At 44.9% G+C, this 14,981-nt stretch carries 12 protein-coding genes; 2 read left to right on the forward strand and 10 right to left on the reverse strand.

Annotation, left to right across the window (positions count from 1 at the left end; all coding sequences use genetic code 11):
- Window positions 1-307: 307 nt before the first annotated feature.
- The 6 genes from AC06MN_RS03850 to AC06MN_RS03875 all read right to left on the reverse strand — a co-directional run bounded on the left by AC06MN_RS03850 (window position 308) and on the right by AC06MN_RS03875 (window position 7,218).
- Window positions 308-745 (reverse strand): DUF5362 family protein, encoded by a 438-nt coding sequence (locus AC06MN_RS03850; RefSeq protein ID WP_475671034.1) that lies wholly within the window; start codon window positions 743-745, stop codon window positions 308-310.
- A gap of 121 nt (window positions 746-866) precedes the next feature.
- Window positions 867-1,055 carry a hypothetical protein gene (locus AC06MN_RS03855; RefSeq protein ID WP_475671035.1) on the reverse strand — a complete coding sequence of 63 codons (189 nt, stop codon included), beginning with the start codon at window positions 1,053-1,055 and terminating at the stop codon, window positions 867-869.
- 34 nt (window positions 1,056-1,089) lie between these two features.
- Window positions 1,090-2,772, reverse strand: a complete 1,683-nt coding sequence (gene ettA, locus AC06MN_RS03860; protein WP_475671036.1) for an energy-dependent translational throttle protein EttA — start codon at window positions 2,770-2,772, stop codon at window positions 1,090-1,092.
- A gap of 146 nt (window positions 2,773-2,918) precedes the next feature.
- Window positions 2,919-4,094: a glycosyltransferase gene (locus AC06MN_RS03865; protein WP_475671037.1), complete on the reverse strand. Its 1,176-nt coding sequence runs from the start codon at window positions 4,092-4,094 to the stop codon at window positions 2,919-2,921.
- Window positions 4,095-4,546: 452 nt separating this feature from the next.
- Window positions 4,547-5,764: a glycosyltransferase family 4 protein gene (locus AC06MN_RS03870; protein WP_475671038.1), complete on the reverse strand. Its 1,218-nt coding sequence runs from the start codon at window positions 5,762-5,764 to the stop codon at window positions 4,547-4,549.
- Between the two features lie 5 nt (window positions 5,765-5,769).
- Window positions 5,770-7,218: an LptF/LptG family permease gene (locus tag AC06MN_RS03875; RefSeq protein WP_475671039.1), complete on the reverse strand. Its 1,449-nt coding sequence runs from the start codon at window positions 7,216-7,218 to the stop codon at window positions 5,770-5,772.
- Between the two features lie 238 nt (window positions 7,219-7,456).
- Between AC06MN_RS03875 and AC06MN_RS03880 the strand changes: the two genes are divergently transcribed.
- Window positions 7,457-9,190 carry a GIN domain-containing protein gene (locus tag AC06MN_RS03880; RefSeq protein ID WP_475671040.1) on the forward strand — a complete coding sequence of 578 codons (1,734 nt, stop codon included), beginning with the start codon at window positions 7,457-7,459 and terminating at the stop codon, window positions 9,188-9,190.
- A 176-nt stretch (window positions 9,191-9,366) separates the two neighbouring features.
- Entirely contained in the window at window positions 9,367-9,678 is a 312-nt protein-coding gene (locus AC06MN_RS03885; protein ID WP_475671041.1) for a hypothetical protein, read from the forward strand.
- Between the two features lie 38 nt (window positions 9,679-9,716).
- On the opposite strand, the gene AC06MN_RS03890 is transcribed toward AC06MN_RS03885, so the two are convergent.
- From AC06MN_RS03890 to AC06MN_RS03905, 4 genes are read right to left on the reverse strand one after another with little or no spacing between them, the layout of a single operon-like run.
- The gene (locus AC06MN_RS03890; protein ID WP_475671042.1) at window positions 9,717-10,883 is read right to left on the reverse strand and encodes a THUMP-like domain-containing protein; all 1,167 of its coding nucleotides are present in this window, start codon (window positions 10,881-10,883) and stop codon (window positions 9,717-9,719) included.
- Between the two features lies 1 nt (window position 10,884).
- Window positions 10,885-13,968: a hypothetical protein gene (locus AC06MN_RS03895; protein WP_475671043.1), complete on the reverse strand. Its 3,084-nt coding sequence runs from the start codon at window positions 13,966-13,968 to the stop codon at window positions 10,885-10,887.
- Between the two features lie 7 nt (window positions 13,969-13,975).
- The gene (locus AC06MN_RS03900) at window positions 13,976-14,341 is read right to left on the reverse strand and encodes a hypothetical protein (RefSeq protein ID WP_475671044.1); all 366 of its coding nucleotides are present in this window, start codon (window positions 14,339-14,341) and stop codon (window positions 13,976-13,978) included.
- An 8-nt stretch (window positions 14,342-14,349) separates the two neighbouring features.
- Complete coding sequence (locus tag AC06MN_RS03905) at window positions 14,350-14,787, reverse strand: NUDIX domain-containing protein (RefSeq protein WP_475671045.1); 438 nt, start codon at window positions 14,785-14,787, stop codon at window positions 14,350-14,352.
- Between the last annotated feature and the right edge of the window lie 194 nt (window positions 14,788-14,981).

Consider the following 14,981-nt stretch of genomic DNA (forward strand, 5'->3'; position numbering starts at 1 on the left):
CAAAGGTAGGTAAAAAAGGCAAGTGTTGGTCATGTTTGGGATTGAAAAATGAAAATAGGCAATAATATACTTTTAGACCCAGGATGAAAGATGCAAGTTGAAAAAGCCGAAAGGCTGATTTGAATCGAGCGGTTGCGAGATTCAGAGGAGGATAAGGTAAAGTTTTATGGGTTTTGGATGTTTTGGTTATAAAGAGGACAAATCGTATATTGTTGTCTTCAAAATAATGCTGCAAAGAAAAAGTTTTTTGAAATTTGGGCATAAAAAAAGGCTCCCGAAAATGGAAGCCTTGTATGGGGAAAAACAGTCAATAGCCTATTGCAATTGCTGCAATCAGTGCGAAAAGCATGATTATTACAGCAAATATAAGCATGACGATTGTGTAGATGCCCATGAATTTCCAATAGGATTTGGTGTTTTTCAGGAATTCGACCATTTGTGCGTTGTCGTTGCTTTCAACTGCGGTTTTGGCAGCCTTGACTGCACGGAAAATGTAAATAGTCGGGAATACTATTATGCCGGCAAAAATAAGGTAGAAAACGCCTGTTGTAATCGCAGTTATGCCTTTGATTTCCGGCATCAATGTGTTGACGAGAGCTGAGTCTCTCGACATGAATGAGATTGCCATAACGACCAAGCAGACAATTCCGATAATCATAATGATACCGAAAAGCTTCATCCATTTTCTGGTTTCGTTAACATAGACTTTGCATTCTTCAAGTTGCTTGAGTTGATTTTCTTCCATAGTGTTTAATTTTTAAGAGTTAGTAAATGTATTTACGGCAACAAAAATAGAAAGTTTTTCATTATGCACAAAAAAAGAGCCTCAAAAAAGAGGCTCTTGAATGAAATTTTTTCAAGATGGTTTATTTGAACCAGCTTGTGAGGCGTTCCTTTGCGAAAAGGTAGTAAACGATGAGGCCAATCCAGCTTGTTGCCAAAAGGATAACGATGGAAATGATTTTCCCGGCTGTGCCGATGTTCATTTTGAGGATTTCCAAAACGGCCTTGATGCAGAGGATGATACCTACGATGTAGATGATTTTTGCTATCATGACAAGATGAATTAAATGGTTAGTAATATTATGTTTAATCAACTTTCAGTTTCTTGTATCTGAAGCGTTTCGGCTCGCTGTTGCCCAAACGTTTCAGCTTGTTTTCTTCGTATTCCGAGTAGCTGCCTTCAAAGAAATAGACCTGCGAGTCGCCCTCGAAAGCGAGAATGTGGGTGGCGATGCGGTCGAGGAACCAGCGGTCGTGGCTGATGACGACAGCGCATCCGGCAAAGTTTTCAAGACCTTCTTCCAACGCACGCAACGTGTTGACATCGATGTCGTTGGTAGGTTCGTCCAAAAGCAGAACGTTGGCTTCCTGTTTCAAGGTGAGGGCGAGGTGCATGCGGTTGCGTTCACCGCCTGAAAGCACACCGGCTTTTTTCTGCTGGTCGTTGCCGTTGAAATTGAAACGCGAAACGTAGGCTCTCGAGTTCATGCTGCGTTTGCCCAACTGGATGAGTTCGTTGCCGTCGGAAATGACTTCCCAGACGGTCTTCTCGGGGTCGATGTCGGCATGCTGCTGATCGACATAGCCGATTTTCACGGTCTCGCCAACTTCAAAACTGCCCGAATCGGGCTTTTCCAGTCCCATGATGAGGCGGAAAAGCGTGGTCTTGCCGGCACCATTCGGACCGATGACACCTACAATGCCGCCTTGTGGCAGACTGAAACTGAGGTTCTCGAACAGCAGTTTGTCGCCGTAGGCTTTCGTTATATTGTTGGCTTCGATGACTTTTGCACCGAGGCGGTCGCCATTCGGAATATAGATTTCGAGTTTCTCTTCCTTTTCCTTCACGTCTTCGTTGAGCATCTTTTCATACGATTCCAGACGTGCCTTGCCTTTGGCATGACGTGCTTTTGGTGCCATTCTGACCCATTCCAGTTCGCGTTCCAAGGTCTTACGGCGTTTGCTCTCGGTCTTTTCTTCCATAGCGAGGCGGGCGGTCTTTTGGTCAAGCCAAGAGGAGTAGTTGCCTTTCCACGGAATGCCTTCGCCGCGGTCGAGTTCGAGAATCCATCCGGCAACGTGGTCGAGGAAATAACGGTCGTGGGTGACGGCAATCACGGTGCCTTTATATTGCTGCAAATGGCTTTCCAGCCATTGGATGGATTCGGCATCCAAATGGTTGGTAGGTTCGTCAAGAAGCAGGATGTCAGGTTCTTGCAACAACAAGCGGCAGAGTGCCACGCGGCGGCGTTCGCCTCCCGAAAGGTTCTTGACAGGCGTGTCGCCATCAGGACAGTTCAAAGCATCCATGGCGCGTTCCAGTTTGCTGTCGAGTTCCCATGCATCGTGGGCTTCGATGAGTTCGGTGAGTTCGCCTTGACGCTCAATGAGCTTGTCGAAATCGGCATCAGGTTCGGCGAATTTGTTGTTGATTTCCTCGTATTCCTTGAGCATATCAACGATTTCCTGCACGCCTTCTTCCACCACTTCGCGGACGGTCTTGTTGTCGTCCAATTGCGGCTCCTGGTCGAGCATTCCAATGGAATAGCCGGGCGAAAAGACCACTTCGCCGTTGTATGATTTTTCCTTTCCTGCAATGATGCGCAGCAAAGTCGACTTGCCGGCGCCGTTCAGGCCAATGATGCCGATTTTCGCTCCATAAAAGAAGGAGAGGTAAATGTCTTTCAGGATTTGTCTTGACGGTGGAATGACTTTGCTTACGCCGACCATCGAGAATATGATTTTTTTGTCGTCAGTTTGTTGTGCCATGTATGTTGTGTTGTTTGGTGTTTAAATGTTGAATTGTTTTTGCGTTGGTTTAATTGAAATTCGTATGAGCAAAAATATTGTATTTCTTTTGATTGTGCAATAAAATTCAAAAAAATATACTGCGAAAAGTGGTTTAAAAATCATAGTTATCGCACTGCATCTTTCATTGCCTCTTCCATGATTTGCGTGGCTTTGCCCCAATCGTAGACGCGGTTCGTGAAGTCGAACCCGTCTTGGGCGATTTGTTTTGCGCGGTCGTTGTCGGTCAGTAGGGTAATGATGTGCTGCGCCAGTTCTTCGGCGTTGCTGCCAACGAGGATTTCCTTGCCGTTTTTTGCGCCCAACGAGCCGTTGGCCAAAGGCGTAGTGATGCACGGCAAACCCATCGACATGGCTTCCAAGAGCTTGTTTTGCAAGCCTGTTCCGATGCGCATCGGGGCAATGAAAATGCGGCTTTGGGCGTAGGCATCACGGATGTCGTCGAGCCAGCCGCTGATGATGATGTTGTCGCAAGCGGCTTTCTTGACTTTCGGGTCGGGCGTGGCGCCTGCAACGTACATTTTTGCGTTCGGAATTTGTTTCCAGACAATGGGCAAAATCTCATTGGCTAAATAATCGACGGCATTCACGTTAGGCGCATAGCTCATGTTGCCGGTAAACACAATGTCGTATTTCTTTTCCTTTTCCTGTGGGGCGAAAAATTCGTGATCGACGCCGTTGGGGATGATGAGGATTTCGTTTTTCTCTGGATGTGGAATCAGTTCGCGATCGGGTTCGCTGATGATGGTCTTGACATCGAAATCATCGAAAATAGCGGCTTCGTAGCGTTTCAGGCGGCGATATTCCATGCTGAAAACAGGTCGCGTGATAGGCGATGCAATGTCGGCACGACGTTTCATGCCATACGAGAAAACATCTTGATAGTCAATGGTTTTCGGAATGCCTTTTTTGCGGATATATTCAGCCACGCGCAGTAGTTGTCCGAAAAGCATATCGGGTTTGTATTTGTCAATCAGCGCATTGATTTTCTTCGCAGCCTTGCTGTTGTAGAAATAGCCGCATTGCATGGGCAGGCCTTTGAGAAAGGCTCTTGTCAATCCGAGGACGATCTGCGGCTTGCTGATGCTGATGAAATTGATGGATACGCAAAACGGCTGCAAGGTCTGGAAAGCCCGCTGCTCGTCGGTTTTCGGGTCATCGTTGAGGGCGCAAAGCACGATTTCGTTGTGCTTGGCAAGTTGCTTTATCTGATTGAATGCGCGTAACTTGTCGCCTTTTTCAAGCGGGTATGGAATGCGTGGCAGTAATACGAAAATCTTCATTTCATCAGAAATTTGACGACAAAGGTAAGGAATTTCCGTTTTAAAAAATAACCTGTAACGGAAATAGATGTTTTTTCGCTTCGCTAAACGCTAATTCCCATAAATGAATCATAAATTATTGAAAACTATAATTAGATTCAAAATTTACAAAACTATTTTATCTGTAGTTTGTTGAAAATCAGCGTAATCAGTGTAATTTGCGATTCTAAAAATCATGTTCCGCCATGGCGGTAAAGAGTAAATTCGGAGTAAATTAAAGAGTAAATTTTGGAGTAAATTTCTTTTCGTGCGCCTGCCAATCTGTCAATTCATGCGCTGTTCCCTGCGCTTGTCGAAGGGCGCATCCAAAAATTTATCTGTATAAATCCGTAAAATCTGTAGTATATTAAAAATCAGCGAAATCAGCGGTTCAAAAAACCTCTGTGCAAATCAACGGCATCAGCGAGAGAAAACTACATGAACGTAATCTTGCTCGAAGGCTTGATTTGTTCGTAGAAAAGCAACAGCCTTTCAATGATTTTGCGGTTGTCGTAGGTTTCTTCCACGAGTTTCCGCGCTGCCTTGCCGATTTCCACGGCCATTTGCGGGTTCTCGTTGATGCGTCGGATGGCTTCAACCATCTTGGCCTTGTTTTCGGCAATAATGATGTTGACATCTTCATCATAAAGGATGCCTTCGGCGCCGACCAACGTGGTGATGACGGTCTTGCCCATAGCCATCGACTCGATGATTTTGATGCGTATACCGCTGCCCGAAAGCAAAGGGACAATGGCCACATCGTGGTTGGCTACAAATTCCCTGGCACTTGGCACCTCTCCGATGACATCGACATGCTCGTTTTTCAGTGTTTTAAGCCATTCGGGCATGTTGCGTCCTGCAAGGTGATACACGAAATCGGGGACTTTTTTCAAGGTGTCGGGCAAAACATCGTTGATGAACCATCGTATGCCTTCCTCGTTGGGCATCCAGTTCATGGAACCGATATGATAGAATTGTGGCTTGTCGTCAATCTCGTAATTAGGCACATATTCCTCGGAATAAACGCCATACGGAATGTCGATGATGGGCTTTGAGCAGTATTTTCTGAAAAAAGCTGCATCTTTGGGTGTGATGGCGGCAATGCCATCGACGGTTTCCAAAGCATTAAGTTCATATTCGCGAAGGGTTTTGGCCAAATGATTGAGATACCAACGTTTAGGCGGGAATTTGGTTTCCTTTGCTGTGCGTTCCCAAATCTTATGTTCCACATTGTGCGCCCGCAGAACGATTAAAGCTTTCGAATGTTTCCTTATGGTTTCTATGTAAGGTGTCATGTGAAGCATTTCGAGCTGAACGATGTCGAAATGTTCCGACTTCAGTACTTCGGTGAGGCGCTTGGTGAAATCTCTTGAGATGAAACGCTCAATGTTGTACGATTTTTTGGTGAAAAGGTTGAGCAAAGCATTCAAAGGCTTCACTCTCAAATCAACATCAATGAGTTCAATGCCGGTCTTGGCCTTGTATTCTGCCGGAATATCGGCTTCGGTCACATTGTATTTCCTGTTGTTGACGGCTAAAATCTTCACTTCATGACCCGCGTTGAGCAAGCCTTGAATGATGCTGTTCATGGCCATCGGACCACCTTCCGTGGCTGGATATGGGGGCTTATTGCACAATAGTAGGATTTTCATGGCTGTTAGGATTTTGAATGAAGATGCGTCAGTTTTTTGAAAGCGTTTCTCCAGCTGTCGGCATCCAGAAGGGCCGAGTCGGATGTGGCCTTGATGGTGAGGAAAACACCCACAGGGAAAAGTATGATGGACGATAGCCACACACCGACAAACATGTTCAGGTCGCCGGCTACGGCCACGCGCTCGGCGGTCATGGATGTAACCCAGTAGACGACAAAAAACAGGACAGAGATGACGGTCGGCAAGCCCAATCCGCCCTTTCGGATGATGGTGCCTAAAGGTGCTCCGATGAAGAAGAAAATCAGGCAGGCTATGCTGAGTGTGAATTTCTTGTGCCACTGCTTGTGGTGTTTCCTGATGTTTTCGGTTTGCGACTTGAAGTCGGAATTGTTGAAGCTGACATTATCTTTGGCATTCTGTGCGCTTCCAACAGCCATGCTGACAACGTCGGCTTTTGAGCCAGGATTGAGATTGTCGATGAGCGGCCATTGCAAAAGGAGAGAGCTGTCAGCTGCCACACTGTCTTGCGTGATGACAGTGGTGTCTTCAGCGCGTGAATTGTAGTTGCTCATCCTTTTCCCGAAACTTTCGGTGAACATTTTCTGCCGTTCGTCGTATCTTGTCCGCAATGAATCCAAAGCCGTGCTGAGTTGGTGAATGTTCATCATTTCATGGTGGGTCTTGTAGAGGTCTTCGCTTGTGTGATTCATGTCGAAATCGGCAAGGCTGAACTTGATTTGCTCTTCCTTGAAGGCCATGCGTTCAAAAGGTCGCCTCGTCTTGTAGTCGTTGTCAGTGGTGACATCGGTGTAATTGAAGCCGTTGTAAAGCGTGAAAATGATGTTGCGGCGGTTGGGGCTTAGGGCCATCATGCCCGAATCGGCACTCATGATTTTCGTGTTGCCTTCGCGGTCGGTGTGGTCGTAAATCTTGACACCGTAGATGTGGCTTCCGTCGTCACCTTTCTTATTAATATAGATGACGTAATCGTCGATGTCGCGGTAATAGATGCCTTCCTTGATGTCGAAAGCCAGTTTCTGGGTGCGCACATCGACAAGTAAAATTCTGGCTTTCAGCGTGGCTACGGGAATGATGCTGTTGGAGAATATGAAAGCTATTCCGCTGAGGAAAATCGAGAAAATCATGAGCGGACGCATCACGCGCCAAATCGAAATGCCCGATGCTTTCATGGCTGCCAGTTCGTAATGTTCGCCGAAATTGCCGAAACACATCAGCGAAGCCAAAAGCAATGCCAATGGTAAAGCCATAGGTACAAAAGTGATGCTCATGTAGAAAAACAGTTTCAGCAAAATGCTTGCTTCCAGGCCTTTGCCGACCATTTCATCGATGTAAAGCCATAGAAACTGCATGAGCAGGATGAAAATCACGATGAAAAACGTGAACAGGAAAGTGCCCAAAAACGACTTTACAATATATTGATACAGTTTCTTCAAAGAGATTCCGATTTAAAAATGCAAAGGTAGGAAATTTTGCGCCATGTTGTAACTTTTCTTTCTTTTCGCCGTAATAGGAGTGTTTTTGATGGACAAATGGACGATTAGACAGTTTGACTTATGGATGATTAGACGATTTGACAATTTTGAATTTATACAACTGATTACCGAATACCGAGAACTGATAACTGAAAACTGAAAACCGACAACTGATTACTAACAAACAAAACATAAACGTATGAAAACAGGATTTATTACAACAATGCTGCTGCTTTTCGCCGCAGGAATGGCGCAGGCGCAAGACAACGAAGCCAAAATTGAAGGCAATCCGAATGTGAACACCATCGTCGTGAACACCACTGGTGATGTCACCATTTATCAAGGCGACAAATTTGCCGTGAGATGGAACGACGAAATGGTTCGTTACAACATGAATTTCGAGATGAAGGACAGCGTGGTCTATCTTTCGGGCATCGACAATTTCGAGGTTACAGTTCCATCCTTGAAGTACCTGAAAGTCAATTCGTGTGGCGATGTCGTTGCACATGATGCCCTTGCAGGGAAAAACCTATCCATTTACAATTTCGGAGCTGGCGACATTGACTTGAACCTGTCTTATTCCAACATCTACCTGAAAAATGAAAGTGTCGGTGATGTCACTTTGCGTGGCGATGCTACCGCTTTGATGGTGGAATCGTCAGGTGCGGGCAATTTCAATGCCGTAAAACTGAATCATTCCATTAGCTTTGTGAATGTCACAGGCATTGGAGAGGGCGATTTGGGCAAAGTCCGCAAGATGGTCTTTGTCCATAATTCTAATAAAAATGCCGGTCAGATTTCGGATAATTGCCGCATTGCTACCAGTTTGGGTTCTCCCATTGTTTTTGAACAGGTTGGTTCAAGTTGGCGAATAAAAGGCTACGAACATCTCGACATAACAGAGGTGTCAGATGAATTGTGTGCCGCCGCTCCATTCTTCGACAACGAACAGCATCGCAATTGGAATACCTTTGAAATTAAAGGAATGGAAAAAAACGCCGAGAATGTTGGTGCAAAAACTGACAGGGAACAGCTTGACGAGGATTTGGGCAATCTGGTGAAGGACATAACCCAAGGCATTGTGAAAGGCTCGCGTGAAAATTGGAGCGAAGACCAATGGAACGATTGGGGCGACAGCCTTGATCTACGTTTCAAGGAATATGAAATGGAAGCCAAGAAATTCGAGATGGAAGCGAAGAAATTTGAAAAGAAAGCAAAGAATTTTGAGAAAGACATGCAGAACAATGTCCAAAACACAAAAGGAGGAAGCCACTTCCTTGAACCGAACTGGGCCAGTTTCGGATTGGGTCTGAACACCTTGCTGACACCTTCATTGAACCAGGATTTTGACGAAGGCTATGAATTTCTGGAACAAAGGCCAATGAAAAGCCTGTATTTTGAAGTGAATTGCTTTGGTGCGGGTGTGGCTTTCGACAGAAATCACAAATCCGGCATTTTTACGGGCTTTGGCTTCTCATTCAACAGGTTTTTCTTCAAAAACCCAATCGTTTTGGTGAACGACCCCAATCAGCTTTCGGCTTCATGGATTGATGAAGACCAATATAAAATGAGAAAAAGCCGTTTGGTGACGATGTATTTCAATGTGCCACTCATGCTTGAATTCAACCCGACAAGAGATTTCTGCATCGAAGCTGGCGTAACGGGAGGCATCAGGCTGTTTGCCGTAAACAAAGCGTACTACGAATACAAGAACGTCGAGCAGCTGATTCCCGACGCAAGCAGACGGAACCGTGGTTTCAGAGAAAGGGATTTCGGACGCTACAGCACCAGTCTGTTCAGCCTTGAAGGTTCACTGAGAGTTACTTACGATGATTTCGGTATTTTCGTCAACTACGACATCCTGCCTGTATTCGACACGAACAAAGCCCCTGATTTGCACGCACTTTCATTTGGCTTCACCTTTGTGTTCTAAACGCTGAAATGTTTGAATGAAGTCAATTTGTAATTTTATGTAATATTGAAAACCTGCTTTTTGAATGTATAGGTGAACGATAGTTTGCCTATACATTTTAATTTACGGAAAAAGGACATATTTTTGAGCGGCAATAAACTTGAATTTTGTACTTTTGCACCTCCAAATTTTAAGTCATGTATCAAATTTTTAAAGACCAACTCGAAAAATCAAAGTTAATCCTCACAGGTGTGAAAAGGAACCAGCGTCTTGGAAGGGAATCTGGTGCCAGCGAATCTATTTTATTGAAGATGGAAGAAGACTGCAAGCGTTTGGAAGCTTTGTCAGCCGAACTCGACAAGATGCAGGAAGAGGCCCGCAAGAAGAGCGAAGAGGCTCACGCTGCCATGGAAGTGCTGAAAAAGCACACCCTGCAAGTCAAGAAATCCATCAAGGAAAAGTACGATCAGACCTGGTGGTGCAAGTTCGGTATCCCCGACAAAAGATAAATTGCTATCCATTTATTGAAAAAGAAAAAGCCTGGTTTTCAGGCTTTTTTCGTTTTTATGAGCACCCTTTCTTCGCCTTTCAAGGTTGTGGCAAAAAGGTAAGTTTCATCGCCATCAGCAATTTTCAGCGTTTTGCGTAACTCGGCAACCGAAAGCGGAAAATTCCTTACCGCAATGCTGGCTTTCTTTACTCCATCCAGCAAAACCTGTTTCACCTTTTTATTATAATGCGCCCAACCTTCCACTTCGAAAATGCGGCCCGGAAAGTCAGAAACATAATCATCAGAAGTGTATAAATTGCTGTTTTTATGCAATTTAAACGTATTGGTGCGCTTTGCCAACGACTTGAAAAAACCACCTTTCATAATCGCAGCATTGGGTTCATAAAGATAACGTTTCACGCCATCGGCCAAAGCCAAATTGCAATTTTGCTCCGCTTCAAAAGCGAAATCCATTTGCGGCTGTTGACTCAAAAGATTGGAACAAACAAAACGAATAGTGCCTTCAAAGCCTCTTTCAAGTATGAAAATCAATTCCTTACATTCATTTGCAACCGCAACGATATGGGCTTCCTTCACATGATTCAACTCGCTCAGGGCTTTTGATATATCGAGCATTGGAGAAAGTTTAATCATCACGGTTTCAGCTTTTTCAAGCATGATTTGCTGCAATTGCACCACATCGGGCGTGCAATCGGAAATGGAAACGGTTTTCCGCCCGTATTGGTCGCGTCGCGCTGGGTCAATGAAAATGCAATCCATTGGTTTGCAATGCAATAGAAAACTTTCCGAAGTTTCGTTCCACACTTGAATCGGACTTTGCAAAACTTCAAAATTATGCCGCGCAAGTTCGCATAAATCGGGATTCATCTCCACATAATGCGCTTGCTCAAAATGCCTTGAAATGAAATGACAGTCGATGCCAAGTCCGCCTGTCAAATCTGCGAAAGTCTTGCCTTTCAGCAAATTGGACTTGTAATTTGCCGTTGCTTCCGACGAACATTGTTCAACAGAAAGATGAATGGGAAACAGCAAATTATCGTTTTCGCTCCACGATGGCACTTTCTTTTGCAGAATTTGCCGCGCTTCGATTTGACGCAAGGCCAAAGGCAAATCGACATCGGCAGGCGCTTTTTTCAAAGCCAGTTCCCTGACATCAGCCGAAAGATTCTCCTTGACAAATCGTTGCGTAGCCTCATTCAACATATTACAAAACATTGTCTTTCAGCGATGCTGCGATTTTCCGTTTCAATTCAAGCGTCATGTTTTCGGTGTCGCTGCGGCGTTCAGGGCGGTAAAGATTCTTGTACTTGCAAGGTGCCAAAGAGAATTTCAGATTGCCAAGACTGCCAGAAATATCCAAGCCCAAACGCGTAGGCAAAGGCGAATCGGTGACGGAAATGTGGTAGCTGCAGGTCTTGTCGAGATTCTGTCGGCCCGAAGCCACGGCCTTGTATTTTCCAATTGAAATCATGAACGGATACAAATCGACTTGATCCTTGAAAACCGTCATCTGCAAATCCAAACTGTCGATTTTATAATTGCCATCAGTGCTAACACCCAACATATCAGTGATTTTCGTAAACGAAAGCTGGTCGTTCACGGTCAAGTTCTGGCCCTCAATATCAGCGGCGGCACGCATTGTGGAGACCTTCGGCTGATAATTGGATTTGAGGTAAGTCTCGGCTGCAATGTGAAATTCAGCCTGTCCGTCGAAAGTGCGCAACATTGGAACCAGCGTGTCGATGTAAGGAATCATCGTCAGCAAGTCGTTGATTTGTACGTCCAAAAGGTGGAAATCCATGCCGAGGAAAAGGTGGTTTTTGCGCGGCGAGCGGTACATGGCAGTGAGTTGCATTTCGGCAGCCTTGTTGGTAAAACCGATTTCCTGCAAAATCAAAGTGCCGTCTTTCACGGTCATTTGTCCGCCAAGATTATTCAGGTCGAAATTGTCGTAAATGGCATTTTTCGTCTTGACGCCAAAGTAAAAATCGACACCTTTCGGCACGATGAAAGGATTGTCTTCCTTGCTGACAGTTTCGTCCATTGCCAACGAATCCGGGTCGCTGCCCAAGCCTGATGTCAAATCCATCAATTCATTGATATTCAAAAACTCAGAAGTCAATTGCAGTTCACCTTTCATCAGATTGTCGTTGTTTTCAATCCATTCCTTAATGCCCACCACGTTACCTTCCAAACTCATATCGGACTGCCCGATTTTCACGGTGCTCTTCTTGAAGCCCAATTCATGCGAATTGAACAGGAAATCAATGTTCGGGACATAAATGGTTTCACTGATGCCATCAACTTGAACCTCAGCGTTTTTCAGCGAAAAATCAGCCTCTGGATTCCATTTGTTCAGGAAATCGTTTTTCGTGTTATCCTGATGCGCAGCCGCCGTCACTTTCAGCGATTCGGTATTGAGCAGATAGGCCTGCCCCATGTTGGCATCGAGCTGCTTGCTGTCGAAAGTAACGCGTGCGTTCAAGTCCTTCGGTTTTTGCTTCGAAGGCGTCGTCACAAAAGTAATCGACGGCGAATTGGCATTGACCTTAATGGTATCATAAACGAAATCCAACTTGCTGAAATTCAGGTCGGCATTCAGGTTCATCTTCCCTATCTCGCCGGCAAAATCATCGGCGGTCGCACTCAGGGCGAAATCGTTCAGCTTGGCATTCATTTCCTTGCCAACTTGTGCCGTCAAATTGCCGCTTGCCAGCGCGATATAAGCGCCTTTGCGACCTTTGATTTTACGCGAAGCAGGCAAAGTGAGATTGATATCCAGTTTCGACGCCACAGCGTGAATGGTGTCCATATCGAAAGCAAAGTTCTTGATTTTCAGCGTTCCATTGGCTGTCAGGCGGTTGAGGTTGTAATCGTCCAAAGATTTCATCAAATCATCCAAAGTGAATTTTGCATTCAGATTGACATCGGTGCGCCCCTGGATTTTCATATTCTTCGGCAGAAAACCCTTAATGTCGGCCATCGGCAAATCAGCCTTGGCATTGAGGTCAAAATTCAAGTTATCGGTCAAATCGTTGACAAAACCACTGACATTCAGTTTTGTATCGTGGAATTTTGCTGTCAATTGAGAGACTTCGACATTCGATTTTTCGTTGAGATTCAAATCTAATAAAGCTTGCAAATCGACATCGGTAAACGGATAAGGCAGACTCGGAATATTCACGGAAGCCTTATCGGTCAGCACTTTGGCCGTAATGAGCGGCATTAAGGAATCGTTAAATGTTCCTTTCACCTGCGCTTCGGCGATGGAAAGCCTTCCGGCAAACTCCATGCTGCTCAATGAATTAGCGACTTTTTCGGGCAGATAAGTCATCACATCTTCGACAATCAGCGTGTTGGTGTTAAGGTTCAAGTCCATGTTGATGTCACCGTTTTTTGCCATTTCAACATCGCCAGCGAGATTGATAAGATATTCATTCAGAGTAATTTGCGCATCATCAAGTGTGCCCGACATATTGTCGAGGTTGAAATGCAAAGGAAGCGTCAGATCCAGCGCATCGTTGTTCAGGTAATCCTCACCCAAATTCAGGCAAATGTCAGGCGTAGCCAGCTTCAGCGTGCCGTCAATTTGGTTGAAATCATTCACATTACCATCGAAATCAAGTGATAAAGCATTGGTTTTCAAGTTAATGCTTTTCATGTTCAAAGCAAGGTTTTCGGCTTTCAAGGCCAATTCGGCATCAATATCGCTGTCCTTCATATTGCCTTTCACATCAAGATTGAGGTCATCGGCATTGGCCAGCATATTTGAGCGTGCATCGGTGTAAATGACCTTGGAGTTTTTCAACTTAACTTCTTCAAGATTAACAAGATAATTAAAATTTGAGGATGTCGTATCGCTGTTTTCCGATGTCTTGAAAACATTCAGATTGTTATTGCCGTTTTCATCGGTATACACGTTGGCGAAAGCATTCTCCAGCACGCATTTCCTGACCACGATTTCATCTTCCTTCAAAAATTTCTTCAAATCCGCTGATATAATCAGCTTGTCGATATTGGCCAGCGTATCGGACGGTGAGCCTTGCATCGGGTTGATAAGTGCCACATTGTCAATCACTACGCCGATGTTCGGGAAAGTCTTGAAAATCGTCAAGTCGGCTTTGCCCAACTGCACCTCGCAAGTGACAAATTCGGGCACATATTTTTTCACAAGACTGGTAAGTTTACCCGATGAAGTCACCACAGAAAACGCAATGACAACCGCAATGATGACAAGACCGACAATCGACAACAGACTGATTCCTATTATTTTAAGTGCTTTTTTCATAACTAAATCAATTGACTCTCACAAAATTGTGGCCGAAACCGTAATCATCTACATAATTGAAATTGTTGGGATCGAGTTTAGTAACAGTATATACTTTTGGTAAAACCGCCCCCATTTCAACAAGTTGATGTTCTTGAAGAAGCCGCGTGCCGTTCAAAGTCCAGGAAAAAGGCTGGGCTTCCGCTTCGGTGACGTCATCGGCAGTGTCCCAGGTTACACCCGTTCCATCGGAATCGTAGCGCTCGTAAACCGTTCCATCGCGCCATTTGCCGTATATCTGGTTGGCATCAACATCGGTGTTTTCCGTTGGATTACAAGAACTTACAAAAACCATCAAAAGGCAGCCGATGATGAGAAAAAGATGCTTTTTCATAGTGTTTTTCATTTAGATTCTAAACTTATCGTTTCTATTGCTTTAGCAATTATTTTATCGTGGTCGAAAGCCAAAGGCGGCAGATTTTCGAGCGCAAACCATTGTAAATTAGCCGCATCGTCGCCAGCCGTGGCCGTTTTTCCGAAATTGTCGATGCCCCAGTAGGCAATGGTGATGGTGCGGTGCCGCGGGTCGCGTTCGAGCGCACCGAAAGCATACAACTGATGCAAATCGATGTCTTCCAAATGCGTCTCTTCCTGCAATTCCCGTGCCGCAGCCGCGTCAAGGTCTTCGTCCATCTCGACAAAACCGCCCGGCAAAGCCCAACAACCTTTGAAAGGATTGTTGCCACGCTCAATCAAAAGGATGTGCCAACTGTTATTTATCTTTCTGAAAATCAACGAATCAGTTGTAACACATGGTCGAGGATATTCGTAGCAGTACATGATTTGATATTTTTTGCAAACATAATCAAAAAACAAGTTTTCAAGGAATTTTGTGGTAGTGTTTCAAACAGTGTGTCCGAAGTCTGTTGACTTCAGGGATGCGATGCAAAATTAGACAATAGTTTTCATATTTGTATCAGTTGGTGAAAAAATCGTAGTTTTGCCATGCGGCCGGACGAGGGAACGGGCTCTGC

The organism is Candidatus Limimorpha sp., from assembly GCF_056203535.1.